The organism is Hallella faecis, assembly GCF_018789675.1.
GTDB classification, from domain to species: Bacteria; Bacteroidota; Bacteroidia; order Bacteroidales; family Bacteroidaceae; genus Prevotella; species Prevotella faecis.
Genome location: NZ_JAHKBE010000009.1, coordinates 12109 through 31635, shown reverse-complemented (window position 1 = coordinate 31635; position 19527 = coordinate 12109). Strand labels below are relative to the sequence as shown.

General features: G+C 54.4%; 13 protein-coding genes. 6 read left to right on the top strand and 7 right to left on the bottom strand.

Features of this window, described 5'->3' with window-relative positions:
• Nucleotides 1-51 precede the first annotated feature (51 nt).
• The 5 genes from KM934_RS03760 (at nucleotide 52) to mutS (ending at nucleotide 7684) form a co-directional block, all read left to right on the top strand.
• Nucleotides 52-516, top strand: a complete 465-nt coding sequence (locus KM934_RS03760) for an Lrp/AsnC family transcriptional regulator (protein ID WP_215759286.1) — start codon at nucleotides 52-54, stop codon at nucleotides 514-516.
• A gap of 19 nt (nucleotides 517-535) precedes the next feature.
• Nucleotides 536-2434 carry a membrane dipeptidase gene (locus KM934_RS03755; RefSeq protein ID WP_215759285.1) on the top strand — a complete coding sequence of 633 codons (1899 nt, stop codon included), beginning with the start codon at nucleotides 536-538 and terminating at the stop codon, nucleotides 2432-2434.
• 2 nt (nucleotides 2435-2436) lie between these two features.
• Entirely contained in the window at nucleotides 2437-3510 is a 1074-nt protein-coding gene (locus KM934_RS03750) for a M28 family peptidase (RefSeq protein WP_215759284.1), read from the top strand.
• Nucleotides 3511-3735: 225 nt separating this feature from the next.
• Nucleotides 3736-4905, top strand: coding sequence for a virulence-associated E family protein (locus KM934_RS03745; protein WP_252344881.1), 1170 nt, complete (start codon nucleotides 3736-3738; stop codon nucleotides 4903-4905).
• A gap of 109 nt (nucleotides 4906-5014) precedes the next feature.
• On the top strand, nucleotides 5015-7684 hold the full coding sequence (gene mutS, locus KM934_RS03740; RefSeq protein WP_215759282.1) for a DNA mismatch repair protein MutS: 2670 nt from the start codon (nucleotides 5015-5017) through the stop codon (nucleotides 7682-7684).
• A 336-nt stretch (nucleotides 7685-8020) separates the two neighbouring features.
• Here mutS and lgt read toward each other — a convergent pair whose 3' ends face one another.
• From lgt to polA, 3 genes are all read right to left on the bottom strand, one after another.
• Nucleotides 8021-8887 (bottom strand): prolipoprotein diacylglyceryl transferase, encoded by an 867-nt coding sequence (lgt, locus tag KM934_RS03735; protein WP_215759281.1) that lies wholly within the window; start codon nucleotides 8885-8887, stop codon nucleotides 8021-8023.
• 36 nt (nucleotides 8888-8923) lie between these two features.
• Complete coding sequence (gene ychF / locus KM934_RS03730) at nucleotides 8924-10027, bottom strand: redox-regulated ATPase YchF (RefSeq protein ID WP_215759280.1); 1104 nt, start codon at nucleotides 10025-10027, stop codon at nucleotides 8924-8926.
• Between the two features lie 443 nt (nucleotides 10028-10470).
• Entirely contained in the window at nucleotides 10471-13233 is a 2763-nt protein-coding gene (polA, locus tag KM934_RS03725; RefSeq protein ID WP_215759279.1) for a DNA polymerase I, read from the bottom strand.
• Nucleotides 13234-13322: 89 nt separating this feature from the next.
• Here polA and KM934_RS03720 point away from each other — a divergent pair, with 89 nt between their 5' ends.
• The gene (locus KM934_RS03720) at nucleotides 13323-14300 is read left to right on the top strand and encodes a polyprenyl synthetase family protein (RefSeq protein WP_215759278.1); all 978 of its coding nucleotides are present in this window, start codon (nucleotides 13323-13325) and stop codon (nucleotides 14298-14300) included.
• 243 nt (nucleotides 14301-14543) lie between these two features.
• Here the strand turns inward: KM934_RS03720 and deoC are convergent, their stop codons facing one another.
• The 4 genes from deoC to uvrC all read right to left on the bottom strand — a co-directional run bounded on the left by deoC (nucleotide 14544) and on the right by uvrC (nucleotide 19058).
• Nucleotides 14544-15473, bottom strand: coding sequence for a deoxyribose-phosphate aldolase (gene deoC, locus KM934_RS03715; protein WP_215759277.1), 930 nt, complete (start codon nucleotides 15471-15473; stop codon nucleotides 14544-14546).
• Between the two features lie 52 nt (nucleotides 15474-15525).
• Nucleotides 15526-15855 (bottom strand): nucleotide pyrophosphohydrolase, encoded by a 330-nt coding sequence (locus KM934_RS03710; RefSeq protein ID WP_215759276.1) that lies wholly within the window; start codon nucleotides 15853-15855, stop codon nucleotides 15526-15528.
• A gap of 788 nt (nucleotides 15856-16643) precedes the next feature.
• Nucleotides 16644-17096 (bottom strand): D-aminoacyl-tRNA deacylase, encoded by a 453-nt coding sequence (dtd, locus tag KM934_RS03705; RefSeq protein ID WP_215759275.1) that lies wholly within the window; start codon nucleotides 17094-17096, stop codon nucleotides 16644-16646.
• A gap of 78 nt (nucleotides 17097-17174) precedes the next feature.
• Complete coding sequence (gene uvrC, locus KM934_RS03700) at nucleotides 17175-19058, bottom strand: excinuclease ABC subunit UvrC (protein ID WP_215759274.1); 1884 nt, start codon at nucleotides 19056-19058, stop codon at nucleotides 17175-17177.
• Between the last annotated feature and the right edge of the window lie 469 nt (nucleotides 19059-19527).

The following is a 19527-nucleotide window of genomic DNA, read 5'->3' as shown; positions in this document are numbered from 1 at the left end:
TAATTTCGTTACTTTTGCTCAGTGATATTAATATTATGAAAGCTAACTATAATGGATAAGATTGACAACTTAGACAAGAAAATCCTTTCGATACTCTCTAAGAATGCCCGCATTCCTTTTAAGGATGTGGCAGCAGAGTGTGGCGTCTCTCGCGCGGCCATCCATCAGCGCGTGCAACATCTCGTGGAAGGCGGTGTCATCACGGGCAGTGGCTTCGACGTCAATGCTAAGAGCCTTGGCTACAGCACCTGCACCTATGTGGGGCTCAACCTTGAGCGCGGTTCTATGTATAAGGATGTCGTGAAGCGATTGGACAAGATACCTGAGGTGGTGGAGTGCCATTTCACAACGGGCTCATACACCATGCTGGTGAAGCTCTACGCCCGCGATAACGAGCAGCTCATGGATTTGCTTAACAACCAATTGCAGACCATTCCGGGAGTGGTGTCGACCGAGACGCTCATCTCATTGGAGCAAAGCATTAAGCGTGAGATTCCCGTTCCGTTAGACGATTAATTGTCGAAAGGCATTCATCATGGAGACATTTCATATAGAGTCGCATCTCCGTGAGGTGTATGCGACCTATCCTGAGTCGGGTCACCGCCCCGTCATTGGCATCACGGCCAATTACGTTGACGGTGACGCAACCTTGCGCGACCGTTATTATTCACAGGTGGTGCGAGCTGGTGGCATTCCTGTTATTATTCCGCCGGTGGACGATAAGGATGTGATCGTCAACACCCTCGACCACATCGACGCCCTCTTGCTTACCGGTGGTGGCGACCATAACCCGCTTTGGTTTGGTCAGGAGCCGTCGCCTCTTCTTCACAGTATCAACGCCACCCGCGACCTGCCCGAGTTGCTCATCACGCGGTTGGCCTTCAATCGCCAGATCCCTATGCTGGGCATCTGCCGCGGTTTGCAAACGCTTGCGCTGGCCTTAGGCGGCGGTGTGGCCCAGGATATCAGTGAGTTGGAGCATGAGGCGGTACCTTCCGAGGCCACAGAAGGCACGGTGGGCGAGGCCGGTGCGGCATTGGCGCAGCGCGGTGTGGTGCGAACCATCAAACATTCGCAGGACGCCGACCGCTCGTTGGCCACCCATTCGGTCAGCCTGTCGCCACAATCGATGTTGGCGTCGATCTACGCAACCGATGGCAAAGAGCCCAACACGCTCTGTGTTAACAGTTTCCACCACCAAGCGGTGAGCCATGGCGGTCCTCGTTTCAAGGCCACAGCCTGGGCGCCCGACGGCGTCATTGAGGCGTTGGAGAGCACCGAGATGAAGCCCATCTTGGGCGTGCAGTGGCATCCCGAGTGGTTGGGCGACGACGGATTGCCCCTCTTCCGCTGGCTCGTTGAGCAGGCCAACCTCTTCTGGAAGGCCAAGAAGGTGCATGAGCGCACGCTGACCCTCGACACCCATTGCGACACGCCGATGTTCTTTCCGCAAGGTGTGCAGTTTGGGCAGCGCGACGATCGCATTCTCTACGACCTCCACAAGATGACCGACGGACGGCAGGACGCTGTCATTATGGCCGCCTATCTGCCTCAGCCCAAGATGGGAGAGCAGTTCTCCCAGAAGGTCGACATCGCCGGAATCATACGCCATAACCCTGAGCTGGCTTCGTTGGGAACCCAACTATCGCCCGCCCAGTATGCCGATATGATCTTCGATAAGCTCGAGCACATTGTAGCCCATTACAGCGATTACATCAGTATCGCACGCACGCCGGCCGACCTTTACGAGGACAAACGCATGGGGCGACACTCCATTATGTTTGGTATCGAGAACGGGTTGGCGCTCAACCACGACTTGGCTTATGTGCGCCACTTCGCTCAGCGTGGTGTGGTTTACATCACCCTTTGCCACAATGGCGACAACGATATCTGCGACAGCGCGCGCGGATGCAACACCCATAACGGTGTGTCGTCGTTTGGAGAGAAGGTCATTCGCCGCATGAACGAGGAGGGAATCATGGTGGATCTCAGTCACGCAGCCGAGAAATCGTTCTACGATGCGTTGGACATCAGCAGTACGCCCATCGTTTGTTCGCATAGCAACTCACGCGCGCTGTGCGACGTGCCGCGCAATCTCACCGACGACCAGATGCGCGCCTTGGCGCAGAAAGGTGGTGTGGCCCACATCACCCTCTACCATGGTTTCCTGCGTGCCGACACGCCTGAGGCCACCATCCTCGACGCCATCGACCACCTGGAGCACGCTATCCAGGTGATGGGCATCGACCATGTGGGCATCGGAACCGACTTCGACGGCGACGGAACGGTACGAGGATGCGCCGATGCGTCGGAGCTAATTAACTTCACCCGTCATCTCTTGAAGCGCCGTTACAGCGAGCGCGACATCGCAAAGATCTGGGGCGGCAACTGGTTGCGTGTCATGGCGCAGGTGCAAGCCGCTAAAAACATGTAACAATGAAGAAGAAAACAATTCTGATTATCGTGATAGCTATTGTCTGTGCCGTTGTGGCGTGGCTCTTCCTGGCAGGTCCTTTGTCTGCCACGAAGGCGGCTGAGGCCGACGAGGCCGACGCCATGGAGCGCCTGAAACCTGTCGGGCCGACGTTCAATGCCGACTCGGCCTACGCCTTCACCAAGGCCCAATGCGACTTCGGACCGCGCGACATGAACTCCGTGGGGCACGACAAGTGTGCCGAATGGATCATCGCCAAGTTTAAGGAATATGGCTGCGAGGTGAACACGCAGAAAGCCGACCTGAAGGGATACGACGGCACAACGCTCAAGAGCACCAACATCATTGCCCACTGGAATCCCAAGGCCACTACGCGTATCATGCTTTGTGCCCATTGGGACACGCGTCCCTGGGCCGACAACGACCCCGACAGCACCAACTGGCACAAGCCTATCCTTGCCGCCAACGATGCCGCAAGTGGTGTGGCTGTGATGCTGGAGCTGGCCCGTTTGCTGAACCAGCTCCCTGACGCAGCGGTAACGTCGGACGCTGATGCTGCACAGACGCTGATGGCGACCCGGTCGTTGGGCATCGACTTTGTGTGCTTCGACGCCGAGGATTGGGGCATACCGCAGTGGAGCGACCAGGCCGACGACGGCGACTCATGGGCTCTTGGCGCACAGCATTGGGCCAAGAACAAGCCGGGCGACTATGCGCCACGCTATGGCATCTTGCTCGATATGGTGGGTGGCCAGGGCGCTAAGTTCTACCAAGAGGGCATGTCTTTGCAGTTTGCCTCCGACATCGTTGCGAAGGTTTGGCGCGCCGCCCGACAGGCAGGCTACGGCTCTTACTTCCCCAAGAGTAGTGGTGGCATGATCACCGACGACCATATCCCGGTCAATCAGGTGGCTAACATACCCTGCATCGACATCATACCTTATTATCCCGACTGCGAGCAGAGCTCGTTTGGACCCACCTGGCACACCTTGGACGACAACATGGAGCACATCGATCCCGCCACGCTCAAGGCCGTAGGACAAACCCTTGTCCAGGTGCTGTTTACAGAAGAGTAACGCCTTTCTTAAAGAGGCGCTAAGGGCTGTAGGACGAGCCATGTGGCCGTCTTTGCCGATAAATGAAACCTTTAGGGTGCAACAAATAAAAAATTGCACCCTAAAGGTTTTCTCTTTTCATGCCATTTTACTAACTTTGCAGCAAAACCCAACATACGCATGGAGGCTCTTAATTATTTGAAAAGGCACTGTTCGTTGCGCCGCAACGTGCTTTCCGGAGAGACAATGTTCGCTCCCCAAGGTGGCGACGACTACCAACTGCTTACCCGCGAGGCGCGCAACACGCTGATCTTGGAGGCGGCAAATGAAGGGATAGCGCTGACCGACGAGACGCTTGAGCGTTTCGTCCATTCCACGCTCATCACCGACTGGAACCCCGCGGAGGAGTGGCTCGACAGTCTCGATGCATGGGACGGCACCGACCGCGTGACCGACCTGGCCAACCGCATCATCACATCAAACCCCGACTGGGTGGCGCTCTTCCATAAGTGGATGCTGCAGATGGTGGCGCGATGGACGGGACGCGAGGTGACGCAGCGCGACACCATCGTGCCGGTCATCGTGGGACAGTATGGCTATGGCAAGACCTCGTTTTGCAACATCCTGCTTCCCCCGTCGCTCCGCCGTTACTATACCGACCAGATCAAGTTGCGCTCCAATGCCGAGGTGCATGAGTTGGTGGTCACCAACCTGTTGCTTTGCATCGACGAGTTTTACCAAGAGCACACCGATCAGGCGCCTGCCGTGCGCTACCTGTTGTCGCGCTCCACGCCCGTCTTCCGTTCCGCCTATGGCGTGACGCGCCTTCCGCGTAGGCCCATGGCGGCTTTCATCGCCACAACGGGCAACCTCCATCCCATGACCGACGCTGCCGGAGCGGCGCGCCTGGTGTGTGTAGAGGCCGAACACATGATCGATCTCGCAACCCCCCTCGACTATGAGCAGCTCTATGCGCAGCTCAGGGAAGAGCTCGACGATGATGCCGATTTCACCCTCAGCGACGCTGAGCGTGAGCGTATGGCCGTGCAGAACGCGCCGTTCGAGGAGGCCGACAACCTTGTGAAGATGATTCGAACGCTCTTTGCGCAGCCACCGCGCGGCAAGAAGGTGAAAGCCACCTACATCGATGCCATCATCGACCGCCTGATGAAGGAGTATCCCTACTGGACACCGGGTGAGCACGTCAACCAAGACGTGGGGTTCGCCCTTCAGGAGGCAGGCTTCGTGCGCAGCCGAATCCATGGACGATCGTGCTATAAGGTGGTGGAACGCGACCCGCGCAAGCTCGACTTTGTGGACGAAAGTCCCGCTGAGCTCCAGGCCGACAACATCGACAACAACCCCTTGGCGCGCGCCTTGCTCACCGGTCTCGGCGCATTGGTGAAGAAAGACTAACCGGTCGTTTCCCCAAGTCATGCCCATCGGCCACGAGCCATCTATTCGTTCAACAAACAATAACACCCCCATGGCACCAGAATGCCATAACCCTCGAATAACAACAACTATGTCAACAACCAAAGATAAGGGCTTAACTCCCATGATGCGACAGTTTTTCTCGCTGAAGGCCAAGCATCCCGACGCCCTCATGCTGTTTCGCTGCGGCGACTTCTACGAGACCTATTGCGACGACGCCATTGAGGCATCGCGCATACTCGGCATCACGCTGACCAAGCGAAACAATGGCGCTTCGGTAGGCTCCGAGATGGCCGGATTCCCCCATCACGCCCTCGATACCTATTTGCCCAAGCTCATCAGGGCGGGCAAGCGAGTGGCCATCTGCGACCAACTGGAGGATCCCAAGAAGAAACGCGAGGCCATCAAGGGAAAGAAAGGACTGACCGAGATGGATAAAATGGTGAAGCGCGGCATCACCGAACTGGTCACACCGGGTGTGGCCATGAGCGACAATGTGCTCAATTACAAGGAGAACAACTTCCTTGCAGCCGTCCATTTTGGCAAGACATCGTGCGGAGTGAGCTTCCTCGACATATCCACGGGCGAGTTTCTCACGGGGCAGGGCTCCTACGATTATGTGGAGAAGCTCCTTGGCAACTTCTCACCCAAGGAGGTGCTCTACGACCGCGACCGCAAGGCCGATTTTGAGCGCTATTTCGGTACGCGCTATTGCGTGTTCGAACTCGACGACTGGGTGTTCACCGACCAGTCGGCTCGGCAGAAACTGCTCAAGCATTTCGGCACCAAGAACCTCAAGGGCTTTGGTGTGGATTACCTGAAGGATGGCGTCATTGCCGCAGGCGCCATCATGCAATACCTCGAAATTACGCAGCACACCCATATCAACCACATCACCTCGTTGAAGCGTTTGGAGGAGGAAAAATACGTGCGCCTCGACAAGTTCACCATCCGCTCGCTGGAGCTGTTGCAGCCCATGCAGGACGACGGAACGTCGCTCCTGGGTGTCATTGACCGCACCGTGACCCCCATGGGAGGCCGATTGCTGCGCCGATGGATGGTGTTTCCGCTGAAGGATGTGCGGCAGATAGCCGACCGGCAGGATGTGGTGGACTATTTCTTCAAGCAACCTGACTTCCGCCATCTGGTCGACGAGCAGCTCCATCGCGTGGGCGACCTCGAGCGCATCATATCGAAGGTGGCCGTGGGAAGGGTGTCGCCGCGTGAGGTGGTGCAACTGAAGCATGCCCTTATGGCCGTCCAACCCATCAAGACGGCCTGTCTCTACGCCGAAAATGCCAGTCTGCGCCGATTGGGTGAGCAGCTCAACCTCTGTGAGAGCCTGCGCGACCGCATCGAGAAGGAGATACAGCCCGACCCACCGTTGCTGGTCAACAAGGGCAACGTTATTGCCCATGGCTACAGTCAGGAGCTCGATGACCTGCGCTCCATCTCGCGCAACGGCAAGGACTACCTGTTGCATATTCAGCAGGATGAGTCCGAGAAGACAGGCATCACCTCGCTCAAGGTGGGCTTCAACAATGTGTTTGGCTATTACCTGGAGGTGCGCAACACGTTTAAGGATAAGGTGCCTGAGACGTGGATTCGTAAGCAAACGCTGGCACAGGCCGAGCGTTACATCACGCCTGAGCTCAAGGAATATGAGGAGAAGATACTGGGTGCCGACGAGAAGATACTCGACCTTGAGGTCCGTCTCTACTCAGAACTGATTGTCGCCATGCAGGAGTTTATCCCACAGATACAGATCAATGCCAACCTCTTGGCGCACATCGATTGCCTCCTGGGCTTCGCCAAGGTGTCGGAGGATAACCTCTATGTGCGCCCGGAAGTGGACGAGGGCGACGTGATCGACATACTGCAGGGACGCCATCCGGTTATCGAGACGCAGATGCCCCTGGGCGAGCGCTATGTGCCCAACGATGTTTACCTCGACACCGAGAAGCAGCAAGTGATGATGATCACGGGTCCCAATATGGCCGGTAAATCGGCCCTGCTGCGCCAAACGGCCCTCATTGTGCTGCTGGCCCAGATTGGGTGCTTCGTGCCCGCAGAGCGCGCTAAAATAGGGTTGGTGGACAAGATATTCACCCGCGTGGGAGCCAGCGACAACCTTTCGCTGGGCGAATCGACCTTCATGGTGGAGATGACTGAGGCCGCCGACATCCTTAACAACGTGTCGCCGCGCTCGTTGGTTCTCTTCGATGAGCTCGGACGAGGCACCTCTACCTATGATGGCATATCCATAGCGTGGGCCATTGTGGAGTATCTGCATGAGCATCCGAAGGCCCGCGCACGCACGCTTTTCGCCACCCACTACCACGAGCTCAACGAGATGGAGAAGAACTTCCCGCGCATCAAGAACTACAACGTGTCGGTGAAGGAGGTCGACGGTAAGGTTATCTTCCTCCGTAAGTTGGTGCGTGGTGGTTCAGAGCACTCGTTTGGTATCCATGTGGCTGAGATAGCGGGTATGCCGCGCAGCATTGTGAAGCGCTCGCAGGTCATCCTGAAGCAGCTTGAGGCCGACAACGCATCGGTGGGATCGGCAGGCAAACCTAACACTGAGCGACTGGCTGATAGCCGCGAGGGCATGCAGATGAGCATCTTCCAACTCGACGATCCTGTGCTTTCGCAGGTGCGAGACGAGATACTCGGACTCGACATCAATAACCTTACGCCTGTAGAGGCGCTCAATAAGCTCAATGAAATCAAGAAGATCGTTACGGGTAAGAGCCAGTGACGTGAGGACAAATCCTGAGGATCGCTATGGGCAAGAACCGTTAGGGTAGGGGCGGCAGGGATTGTTGTCTACGATTTGCGTTCTAATATCCAAAGGGAAAATGTGGTAAATGGCGAGTGGAGACAGGTGCGATTATTGCGAATGTTCTGACATTCTGCGCTCTCTCGCCTCCATGTTGTTATACGGAAAAAGCCTCTCAAGGATGTTTTTCTTGCCGGTCTTTCGACCTTGGTGGGCAAGAAAGCGTTCCCTGAGAGGCTTTTCCCTATGTTGTTGGTGGGGCTTTGTGGGGCGAAAGACCAATGGTTGGCGTGTGCCCTACGTGGCCCGTGGTGTTTATTTCAGTGCCTTGAGGCTCTCGCTCAGCGGTTTGGCGCCCAGCTTGGCCATGCCCTTCTTGCAGAAGATGCAGAACAATCCGATGGCGATGAACGGTATGGAGAGCAACTGCCCCATGTCGAAGAGCATGCCCGCCTCGAAGTCGACCTGTATATCCTTGGTGTATTCGATGAAGAAGCGGAACGTGAAGATGAGCGCCAGACAGAGTCCGAAAAAGAGACCTGTGCCCACCTTCTCGCGATGCTTGCGGTAAACCGTGAGGATGATGGCGAAGATGACGAAGTAGGCTATGGCCTCATACAACTGTCCGGGATGGCGAGGATAGGGGTCTACACGCTCGAAGATAAAGGCCCAGGGCACATTGGTCACGTTACCGATAATCTCCGAGTTCATGAGGTTTCCTATTCGGATGAATGCCGCCGCGATGCCCGACACCACTCCAAAGTTGTCTAACACCACCCAGCCAGGCACCTTCGTGTTTCGGCAGTAGAGCCAGATAGCGATGAACATGCCCAGCACTCCGCCGTGCGAGGCCAGTCCGGCGTAGCCCGTGTAGTGCCAAGCGCCGTCGGATCCATGATGCATGGGGATGAGCATCTCTATGAAATGGTCGACCGACGAGAGGAAATAGTCGGGCTGGTAGAACAGGCAATGACCCAGTCGGGCGCCCGCCAGTATGCCTATGAAGATATAGAAGAAGAGCGGGTCGAACTTCTGGTCGGGTATCTTCTCCTCGCGATAGATGCGCTGCATGAGCAGGTATCCGAGTGCCAGACCGATGAGCCAGCATGTGGCATACCACCTCACGCCAAAACTTCCGATGTGGAAGATGATTTCGCTGGGGTTCCAATAAATGTAAAGCATGGTGCTATTGTTTTACCAGATGATGCCTTTGGCGGTTTAGACGTTGAAGCGGAAGTGCATGATGTCGCCATCTTGCACCACATACTCCTTGCCCTCGATGTGCAAGAGACCGGCGTCGCGCACGGCAGCCTCGGTCTTATACTTCATGTAATCGTCGTACTTGATGACCTCGGCGCGGATGAAACCCTTCTCGAAATCGGTGTGGATGACACCGGCGCACTGTGGAGCTTTCCATCCCTTGTGGAAGGTCCATGCCTTCACCTCCATCTCACCGGCTGTGATGAACGTCTGCAGGTTGAGCAGGTTGTAGGCCTTCTTGATGAGTCGGTTTACGCCGCTCTCTTCCAATCCGAGCTCGTCGAGGAAGAGCTTCTTGTCCTCGTAGGTGTCGAGCGATGCGATGTCCTCCTCGGTCTTGGCGGCGATCACCATGGCCTCGGCGCCCTCCTGTGTGGCGATCTCCTCAATGAGGCGGCTGTACTGGTTGCCTTCCTTGGCGCTTGTCTCATCCACATTGCACACGTAGAGCACGGGCTTGGTGGTCAAGAGGAACAAGTCGTGGGCGGCCTGCTGCTCCTCCTTGTCGTCGAAGGTTACGGCTCGGGCGTTCATACCCTTGTCGAGCACCTCCTTATAGGCGCGCAGCACGTTCACCATGACCTTGGCGTCCTTGTTACCGGCGGCAGCCATCTTCTCTTGCTTGACCATCTGTCCCTCGATGGTCTCGAGGTCCTTGAGCTGCAGTTCGGTGTCGATGATCTCCTTGTCGGCGATGGGGTCTACTGGGGCGCCACCCTCGCGCACCACGTTGTCGTCGTCGAAGCAGCGGATGACGTGTATGATGGCGTCGCACTCGCGAATGTTGCCGAGGAACTTGTTGCCCAGTCCCTCGCCCTTGCTTGCGCCTTTCACCAGTCCGGCGATGTCTACAATCTCACAGGTGGCCGGTACGATGCGACCCGGGTGAACGATCTCTGCCAGTTCGGTGAGTCGCTCATCGGGCACGGTGATGACGCCCAGGTTGGGTTCGATGGTGCAGAAGGGGAAGTTGGCCGCCTGCGCCTTGGCGCTCGACAGGCAGTTGAAGAGAGTGGACTTTCCCACGTTGGGCAATCCCACAATACCACATTTTAATGCCATAATTTGTTGCTTTATTGATTGCCGCTTTGTTGTTGCGGCTTGCCATTTATATTTATTCTAAGGTGCAAAGTTACGAATTTTTCCGGCCTTTCTCCTTGCGCAGGGCGTTATTTTGCTTATTTTCACCTTGTTTGTCTGTTCCATAAACCATTACGCGATATAACATCATGCATCTTGCGTGGTGATATTATATCGCGTAATATGACTTATGGTGCCACAATATGTATAATGTTATATTGTGTGAGCTATTCTGTAGATTGATGGGTTAGCTCCTGTTATATCTCGTGAAATGCCTTGTTGCAGAGCAGGTTGCCTTGTGTTATATCGTGTGAGATAACGTGTGGCTTGTCAGACCATTTTCTCTTATATAACGTAATGTAGCGTGTTGTGTAGTCTGCTCCGCGATGTTATATGTCGTAAGCTACTTTGTGGTGCCATGCGTGTTAGTGGGCCTCCAGCCAGTTGTCGCCCCAGCCGGCGTCGGCGGTGAGCGGCACGTTGAGCTTGGCGGCGCCTTGCATCTCTTCCAAGACGATGCGCTCCACCTTTTCGGCCTCGTTGGGGTAGACCGAGAAGTTGAGTTCGTCGTGTACTTGTAGCGTCATCTTGGAGCGGATGCCCTCGTCCTTGAAACGCTTCCAGATGCGTATCATGGCCAGCTTGATGATGTCGGCCTCTGTGCCCTGTATGGGGGCGTTGATGGCGTTGCGCTCGGCGAAGCCGCGAACGGTTCCGTTGTGCGAGTTGATGTCGGGCAGATAGCGGCGTCGCCCGTATAGGGTCTCAGCGTAACCCTTCTCGCGGGCCATGCGCTTGGCGTCCTCCATGTACTGGTGTACCTTGGGGAAGGTTTCGAAATAGTCGTCGATGAGCTTTCGCGCCTCTCCCGTGGGGATGTCCATGCGTTGCGACAGGCCGAAGGCGGTTATGCCATAGATGATGCCGAAGTTGGCCTGCTTGGCCTTCTTGCGCTGACTGTCGCTAACCTGATCCATGCTCTCTTTCCATATCTTTGCGGCGGTGGCGCGGTGTATGTCGAAGCCCTCGCGGAAGGCCTCGGTCATGTTCTCGTCGGCCGAAAGGTGGGCCATGATGCGCAGTTCGATCTGACTGTAGTCGGCAGAGAACCATCGGCATCCCTCATCGGGTATGAAACACTTGCGTATCTCCTTGCCATCGTCGTCGCGAACAGGGATGTTTTGCAGGTTGGGATCCGACGATGACAGTCGTCCTGTGGCGGTGATGGCTTGGTTGAACGACGTGTGTATGTGTCCGGTTCGCTTGTTGATAAGCTTGGGCAGGGCCTCCACGTAGGTTCCCAACAATTTTTTCATGCCGCGATAGTTGAGTATGTCGTCGACGATAGGTGCCTTGCCGCGCAACTGTTGCAGCACTTCCTCGGAGGTGACATACTGTCCGGTCTTTGTGCGCTTGGGCTTTTCCAGGAGTTGCATCTTTCCGAAGAGTATGTCGCCCACCTGCTTGGGCGATGCGATGTTGAACGTTTCGCCCGCCTCCTCGTAAGCATGGCGCTCGTAGGCGTTCATGCGCTCGGTGAAGGTTTGCTGCGTGAGCTTCAGCTGTTGGGTGTCGAGGCGCACGCCGTTGAGCTCCATGTCGGCCAGGACCTTCACCAATGGCATCTCGATATCCCAGAACAGACGCTCGGCCTCCACCTCTTTCAGACGGGGCTCGAGCACGTTTTTCAGTTGGAGCGTTATGTCGGCGTCCTCCGCCGCATACTCGTAGACCTCTTGGGGCGATAGGTCGCGCATGTTCTTTTGGTTCTTACCCTTCGGCCCGATGAGCTCCTCGATGTGAACCGTCTGGTAGTTGAGCAGCGTCTCGGCCATGTAGTCCATGTTGTGTTGCAGTTCGGGCTGAATGACATAGTGGGCGAGCATGGTGTCGAACATGCGGCCTTGTAGATCGACCCCATAATTGCGCAGCACCATGTAGTCGTATTTGATGTTCTGTCCGATCTTCAAAATCTCCGGGTCCTCATAGAGCGGCTTGAAGATGTCGACGTATTCGAGCGCCTCTTGGCGATTGGCGGGGATGGCCACGTAGTAGGCCTCGTTTTCGGTCACGGCAAAGCTCAATCCCACCAATTCGGCCTCAATGGCGTTGGTGGATGTGGTTTCCGTGTCTAGACTGAGATTTTTTTTTGTCCTTAAAAAGTCATATAATTCGACCGCTTCTTGCTTATTATCAATAAGTTGATACTTGTGAGAGGTTGTTTTAAGGCTCGAATAGAGCGATTTTTTTTGCTCGTCTGCCCCGTTGGTCGGATTTGCGGCAAATAAATCGAGTTGTATGTTTGCAGTTTTTTGCTTAATTTCAGGTTTATTAAGAAACCGCTCCGTCATACGCTTAAACTCGAGTTCATCGAACAGTGCGCGCAGTTTTTGCTCGTTAGGTGGTGTGACGCGCATTTCTTCGAGGTTGAGGGCGATGGGCACATCGGTGCGGATGGTGGCGAGGTATTTTGCCATCTTGATATCGTCGATGGCCCCTTCCACCTTCTCGCGCATCTTACCCTTGAGTTGGTCGGTATGGCTGATGAGCTCTTCGGTGTTGCCAAACTGGTTGATGAGTTTCACAGCTGTCTTCTCGCCGACACCCGGGCAACCGGGATAGTTGTCGGACGCGTCGCCCATGAGCGCCAGGAGATCCACCACCTGGCTGGCGCTGGCAATGCCATACTTGGCCGCCACCTCTTTCTCTCCAATGACATCGTAGCCGCCACCATGACGGGGGCGGTACATCTTGACGTTGGGACCGATGAGCTGACCATAGTCCTTGTCGGGCGTGAGCATATAGGTGTCGATGCCTTGTCGGCCCGCCTCCGTGGCGAGCGTGCCAATCACGTCGTCGGCCTCGAAGCCGTCGGCTTGCAAAACGGGTATGTTCATGGCCTCCAACACCTGCTTGATGTAAGGCACCGACAGCTTGATGTCTTCTGGCGTCTCCTGTCGTTGAGCCTTGTAGGGTGGGAAAGCCTCGTGCCGGAACGTCTTTCCGTGGTCGAAGGCCACACCCAGGTAGGTGGGCTTCTCCTTGTCGAGAATCTCCTTCAGCGTGTTGCAGAACCCCAGGATGGCCGAGGTGTTGATGCCCTTGGAGTTGATGGTGGGCCTGCTGATGAAGGCATAGTAGGAACGGAAGATGATGGCGTATGCGTCAAAGAGGAACAGTTTCTCCATAATAATATTTATTTTCACGGTAAAATTACTAAATTTTAGCCATATTATCCGATAAAATAGTTACTTTTGTAGCAAATTTCATTAGAGGCATGGATTACCTATCAGTCATAAAACACCCCATCTTGTCGGAGTTGACCGATTTCGTTGAGCTTTTCAATCGTTCTCTGTCTCACACCGACGGCATGCTCAGTCAGGCGCTCGACCATATTCGTCAGCGCGCGGGCAAGCGCATGCGCCCGATGCTTATCCTGCTCATGGCTAAGAGCGTGGGTCGCGTGTCGGACGTTACATTGCACGCCGCCGTAGGTTTGGAACTGCTCCACACGGCATCGCTCGTCCACGATGATGTGGTTGACGAGAGCGGTGAGCGACGCGGACAGCAGTCGGTCAACCAGTTGTACGACAACAAGGTAGCGGTGCTTGTGGGCGACTATATCCTCTCCACCGCGCTGCTCCACATTAGCTATACACACAACGAAACCATCGTGAGATACCTGGCCGAACTGGGTCGTACGCTCTCGAATGGCGAGATCTTACAGTTGTCGAATATCCATGCGCGCGATATATCGGAAGAGTCTTATTATCAGGTTATTAGGCAGAAGACCGCCGCGCTCTTCGAGGCTTGCTGCGCCATTGGCACCTTGAGTGGTGGCGCCCCTGAGGAGGAGATAGAAAACGCCAAGATGTTTGGCCGAAACCTTGGTATGATCTTCCAAATTCGTGACGACATCTTCGACTATTACGACCAGTCGCGTATAGGCAAGCCCACCGGCAACGACATGGCCGAGGGTAAGTTGACGCTACCCGCCATCTATGCGTTGAACAGTACGCACAACGAGGAGATGCTGGCCATTGCCTATAAAGTGAAGAACGGATCGGTGAGCAAGGAAGAGATAGCCCGCCTGGTGGCGTTCACCAAGGAGCATGGCGGCATAGAATATGCCGAGCGACGCATGTGGGAGATGCACGCCGAGGCGCTTACATTCATTGAGCGCGAGGTGGAAGACGAAGACCTGAAGAGCAGTTTGCGTGCTTATCTCGACTTCGTGATTGAACGTGAGAAATAATACACCTAATCTTATATACGCCTACAAATCAGACTGTTATAACCCTTTAACAATAGCCTCTCTCCTTTGTGAGAGGGGCTTTTTGGTTGCCGAGAGGTTGGTGTTAGGATTGTTGGTGAGGCGCTGGAAAATGCTTAGCGGTGACAGAAAAAGCAATAGCCTAAGCCCGTGGGCCTAAGCTATTGCGGTATGTGGGTGAAGCTATCGCTTGACACGATGGCAATGAAGCCTCGGAAGTGATGATTAGGCGTTGAGCTCGTCGATGAGCTGCTGGGCCAAGCGGCTGGTTCCGAGGCGGAACATCTCGTTGGTGAGCCATTTGTCGCCCAGCACCTCCTGTGCGATGGTGTAGAGGACGATGGCATCCATAGGTGTGTTGATGCCACCGGCAGGCTTCAAGCCCACCATGACCCCTGTCTGCTCATAGTATTCCTTGATGGCCTGGCACATGACGTAAACACCCTCGGGTGTGGCGCCAGCCTTCTCCTTGCCGGTAGAAGTTTTGATATAGTCGGCACCGGCGTACATGCTCAGAATGGATGCGCGCTTCACATTGCTGAGACTTCCGAGGCAGCAGGTTTCGAGGATGACCTTCATAGGCACATCGCCGCAAGCCTCCTTCAACTCGCTGATGTCGTCGGCCACGCCTTCGTAATCTTCAGAGAGGAACTTACCCACGGGCAGCACGATGTCGATGTTGGTGGCTCCGTCGGCCACAGCTAACTGTGTTTCAGCCACTTTCACCTCCATGCGGCTCTGCGATGAGGGGAAGCTACCGCTGACGCTTGTGATCTCTACGCCGTCGACTTCCAACGAGTTGCGAACGAGGTTCACGAAGACCGGATACACACACACGGCGGCCACGTGGGGCATGCCGGGGTAGAGCGAGTCTTGCTTGTTGACCTTCTCGATCATGGCGAGAATGCTCTCTTCGGTGTCGGTGGTGTGGAGCGAGGTGAGTTCCACGCTGCCGTAGAGGAACTTCTTTACCTCAGGAGTGTTGTTGGCTGGCACCTTCTCGTCGATGATGCGCTTAACGGCCTTCTCAACGGCTGCCTCGTCGACCTCGAGGTTGTATTTCGCAAAGGCTTGGTCGATCTTGCTCATGTTCTCGATTTGGGCTGCTTTCTGAGCCTTTATGTCTTTCGACACGTTTTCCTTGATGATTCCCATAGTTGGTATGATGTCTTTTTATATGGTTGATACATAGATAGTTGCAGATGCTTCATCCTTTCTGCAACTTGGGGTTGTTGCGGTGGCGCTCAGCGTCGCGCCTTGTTTTCTTCTCGATGCTCTGGCGGAACGCCTCCGTGAGGTTCACGCCCGTTTGGTTGGCCAGGCAGCAGAGCACCCACAGGATGTCGGCCATCTCCTCGCTAAGGTTGTCGCGTTCGCCCGCCTTGAAACTTTGGTCGCCATACTTGCGAGCCATGACGCGAGCCAATTCGCCTACCTCCTCGGTGAGGACGGCCATGTTGGTGAGTTCCGAGAAATAGCGCACGCCGTAGGTTTTCACCCAGCGGTCAACGCTTTGTTGTGCTTCTTCGATTGTCATATTTGCAAATTTACGTATTTTCCTGCAACAAAACCACTCCTCTTCCTGCTTTTTTGTAGTAGATGAGTGTTATAGTTGGATAATATTCCTCTTGAAATGAATCGAGTTTAGGCGTATTCGTCATTTTATCGTGTCCGCCCCGGCATTTTCGCTCTGTGCGCCCTTTTTGTGCGTTGGCTTGCGCTTGTATGTTAAGGAGCGTTGGCGGCCCTACGCGCGTTTATTTCGCCCTTTGGGGCTTTTGGAAGGCTATAACTCTTGCTATACATTTGAAGCGTTTTTCAGGAGCTTGTTGAAATATGCCAACAATCTATACCAAGAACTACACATTTCTTTTCCACGACGGAAATATCTTTGCCAAATACGTGATTCTCGTCGTGTTTCTGTAATAAGCTAATAGCCAGTTAGTTACCTTATTTTGTCATTCTTGTGACCTTGTTTTTTTTCGTTTGGCATTGCCGTTAGGCATGTTTCGTGTTGCGAAACATGGCCGATCGCTCTTCGATACATGGCTTTCCGTCTTTCGAAACATGCCAAACGGCATCTCGAGAAGGCATGTTCCGCAACGGAGCAGCTCGTTAGAGGTAAGGCTTATTGACATTTTATCTTCTTTCTTGTTCTGGTTGGCCCGAAATCGTGCACCAACTTTTTGGCAAAAATAGTTGACGTAGGTTACCTGCTTAACACATGGCTTGTGATGCGTGGTTAGACTGCTTATTGTGTTTCTGTGTTTCCGACGTGAAGATATTGTATGGTTCTTCACGTCGGAATATTCGAATACCTTTGTCTTATTCCTTGTTTTTGGTGTCGAGGCAGATGGTGGTTGGACCGTTGTTGACAAGGCTGACATCCATCATTGCGCCAAATTCGCCAGTGCCTACAGGCTTGCCGAGTGCGGCGGACAGTTCTTTGCAGAATTGTTCATAGAGTGGGATTGAGATGGAGTGGGGCGCAGCGTTCAACCAGCTGGGGCGGTTGCCTTTCTTGCAGCTGGCCATGAGGGTGAACTGTGATACGACCAATATCTCGCCGTCTATGTCCTTGATACTGAGGTTCATAACGCCGTCGGCATCGTCGAAGATGCGTAGCGCCACAATCTTGCGGACGAGCCACTGGATGTCTTCAGGACCGTCGTTGTTGCCTACGCCAAGAAGAATCATGAAACCTTGGTTGATGCTTGACTTCACTTTGCCGTCGATCGATACCGATGCCTGGCTCACTCGTTGGATGACTACTCTCATGTGGATGTTATATTTTGTAGGTTATTATGTTTTATTTATTGTGTTATGGCTCCTCGACGTAGGGGTTTTGCTTCAGGGTTACTCCTTCCTTTGAGGGGCGTTTGTGGGTTGCTGGAAGTGACGATACACGGTGTTGGCCTTCGAGGGCCCAATGGCGGTAGCAAGTTGGTCGAGAGTTGCCCCCTTGATGCGTTTTACGCTCTTGAACGCCTTGAGCAATGCGTCGCGCGTTTTGGGACCTATGCCGGTGATGTCATCAAGCTCTGAATGGAGCGCGTGCTTGGACCGTTTGTCGCGGTGGAAGGTGATGGCGTAGCGGTGTACCTCATCCTGGATTTGCGTGAGGACACGGAACAGTTCGCTGTCGGCCTTTAATCCCACCACCGCGGGAGGGAAACCGAAGAGCAGTTCGTTGGTGCGGTGGCGGTCGTCTTTGGCCAGTCCGGCTATCGGAATGTGAAGGTGGAGCTCGTCTTCAACCACTTCGCGCACCACCTCCATTTGCCCTCGTCCGCCATCGGTAATGATGAGGTCGGGCAGGGGTGTGCCCTCGGCTTGCATGCGTGTGTAACGGCGGCGTACCACCTCCTGCATGGAGGCGTAGTCGTCGGGCCCCACTACGGTCTTGATGTTGTATTTGCGGTAGTCCTTGCGTGAGGGTTTCATGCCCTTGTAGACGATGCATCCTGCCACGGCGTCTGTGCCTGAGATGTTGGAGTTGTCGAAGCACTCTATCTGATAGGGCAATTTATCCAAGCCCAATTTGGTCTGCAACTCCTTCATCAGACGTGTTTGCTTCTGTTCGGGGTTGAGCTTTTCGGCCTGTTTCAGGCGGTCGAACTTATACTGTTTGCCATTCATCTCAGAGAGTTCCAGGAGGTGCTTTTTGTCGCCCCGTTGTGGCACAAAGAACGCAGCATCAGGCAGTTGCCACTCCATCTCGAAGGGAACGATGACCTCTTTGGCTTTCGATGCGAAACGCTCACGAATCTCGGGGATGGCGAGCATCAGCAGGTCCTCGTCGCTCTCGTCGAGCTTTCGTCGATATTCGTAAGTGAAACTCTGGTTGATGGTGCCGTTCTTGACGTGTATGTAGTTGATATACGCATTGTTACGATGGTCGTCGTCGATGATGGTAAACACGTCAACGTCGTTGATGGTGTGGCTTACCACCTCACTCTTCGCCACGAATTCCTGCAACAGTTGATAGCGTATTTTCAGGGCATTGGCTTCCTCAAACCTCAGGTCTTTGGCGGCCGCCATCATCTCCTCATAGAGATGTTGCGACAGTTCGCGTGTGTTGCCCTTGAGAACCTCCTTGGCTTCGCGTATGTTCTCCTGATATTCGTCCCACGATTGCTTGCCTATGCAGCATCCTTCGCAGTTGTGGAGGTGGTATTCGAGACAGGTCTTGTAGCGCCCAAGGGCCACTCCCTCGCGTGTGATGGGCTGGTGGCAACGACGAGGTTTGAACACCTTGTTGATGAGGTCGAGCACGTTGTACATGGCCGTGATATGGGGGTAGGGACCGTAGTATGTGCCAGTCTTTTTGTTGATGGTACGCGTCTTGAAAATGCGGGGGAAAAACTCGTTTGTGACACAGATGCTTGGGTAGGTCTTGCCATCCTTTAGCAACACATTGTAACGTGGATTGTAACGTTTGATAAGGGCGTTCTCGAGCAGCAAGGCATCCTCTTCGGTGTTAACAACCGTGTAGGTGATGTCTTGGATCTTCGACACAAGCACCTTCGTCTTGTATCGGTCCACCTCCTTGTGGAAGTAGCTCGACACACGGTTTTTGAGGTGCTTGGCTTTTCCTACGTATATGATATGTGCGGGGTCCGGGTTCTCTCCCGGCTCCCTGCGCTTGTCGTAATACTGGTAGCTGCCCGGTTTCTGTGGCATGTTCAACACGATGTTCTTGAGGTATGCCAATCGAGCTTCGTTTTCTTCTTTTGTCATCTTCGTTTGCCCTTTATCTATTGGTGTTTCGGGTAATCTTGTTTCACGTGAAACATATCGACAGTTACCTTCTTTATCCCACTTGTTAACTGCCTCATAAGGTTGCAGTTAAACCTTTTGGCGTGTGCTTTACTGTGGTGCGGGTAGGACTTACAGACACAAAGGCCAGGGCGCTTGCCTGGGCGATGAGGTAGGCTTTCTACCCCTGTTCAAATGATGCGTTACACTTGTTAGTGCTTCCTGTGCCGCCGCTTGTGTTCTTTGGAGTGACCGCCAATACTTTTTCATGTGTCAACGGAATGTCCTTGGAACCCTTCGCTTGCCTTCTGAGACCGCTTGTTTTGCCTTCTCTTAGACCAGCGCTTGCGAGAGGTGCTCTTTGGTGTCGCCATCTTTTAGACCAGCTCTTGCGAGAGGTGTGCCCTATGTTTGTGATACGTAGGCTTTCGGACAGCCTTTGTGGTGTGCT

What these genes read in the sequence shown, in the direction of transcription:
- KM934_RS03760 (WP_215759286.1), top strand. Translation starts at nt 52, where the DNA reads ATGGATAAGATTGACAACTTAGACAAGAAAATCCTTTCGATACTCTCT.
- KM934_RS03755 (WP_215759285.1), top strand. Translation starts at nt 536, where the DNA reads ATGGAGACATTTCATATAGAGTCGCATCTCCGTGAGGTGTATGCGACC.
- KM934_RS03750 (WP_215759284.1), top strand. Translation starts at nt 2,437, where the DNA reads ATGAAGAAGAAAACAATTCTGATTATCGTGATAGCTATTGTCTGTGCC.
- KM934_RS03745 (WP_252344881.1), top strand. Translation starts at nt 3,736, where the DNA reads ATGTTCGCTCCCCAAGGTGGCGACGACTACCAACTGCTTACCCGCGAG.
- mutS (WP_215759282.1), top strand. Translation starts at nt 5,015, where the DNA reads ATGTCAACAACCAAAGATAAGGGCTTAACTCCCATGATGCGACAGTTT.
- lgt (WP_215759281.1), bottom strand. Translation starts at nt 8,887, where the DNA reads ATGCTTTACATTTATTGGAACCCCAGCGAAATCATCTTCCACATCGGA.
- ychF (WP_215759280.1), bottom strand. Translation starts at nt 10,027, where the DNA reads ATGGCATTAAAATGTGGTATTGTGGGATTGCCCAACGTGGGAAAGTCC.
- polA (WP_215759279.1), bottom strand. Translation starts at nt 13,233, where the DNA reads ATGGAGAAACTGTTCCTCTTTGACGCATACGCCATCATCTTCCGTTCC.
- KM934_RS03720 (WP_215759278.1), top strand. Translation starts at nt 13,323, where the DNA reads ATGGATTACCTATCAGTCATAAAACACCCCATCTTGTCGGAGTTGACC.
- deoC (WP_215759277.1), bottom strand. Translation starts at nt 15,473, where the DNA reads ATGGGAATCATCAAGGAAAACGTGTCGAAAGACATAAAGGCTCAGAAA.
- KM934_RS03710 (WP_215759276.1), bottom strand. Translation starts at nt 15,855, where the DNA reads ATGACAATCGAAGAAGCACAACAAAGCGTTGACCGCTGGGTGAAAACC.
- dtd (WP_215759275.1), bottom strand. Translation starts at nt 17,096, where the DNA reads ATGAGAGTAGTCATCCAACGAGTGAGCCAGGCATCGGTATCGATCGAC.
- uvrC (WP_215759274.1), bottom strand. Translation starts at nt 19,058, where the DNA reads ATGACAAAAGAAGAAAACGAAGCTCGATTGGCATACCTCAAGAACATC.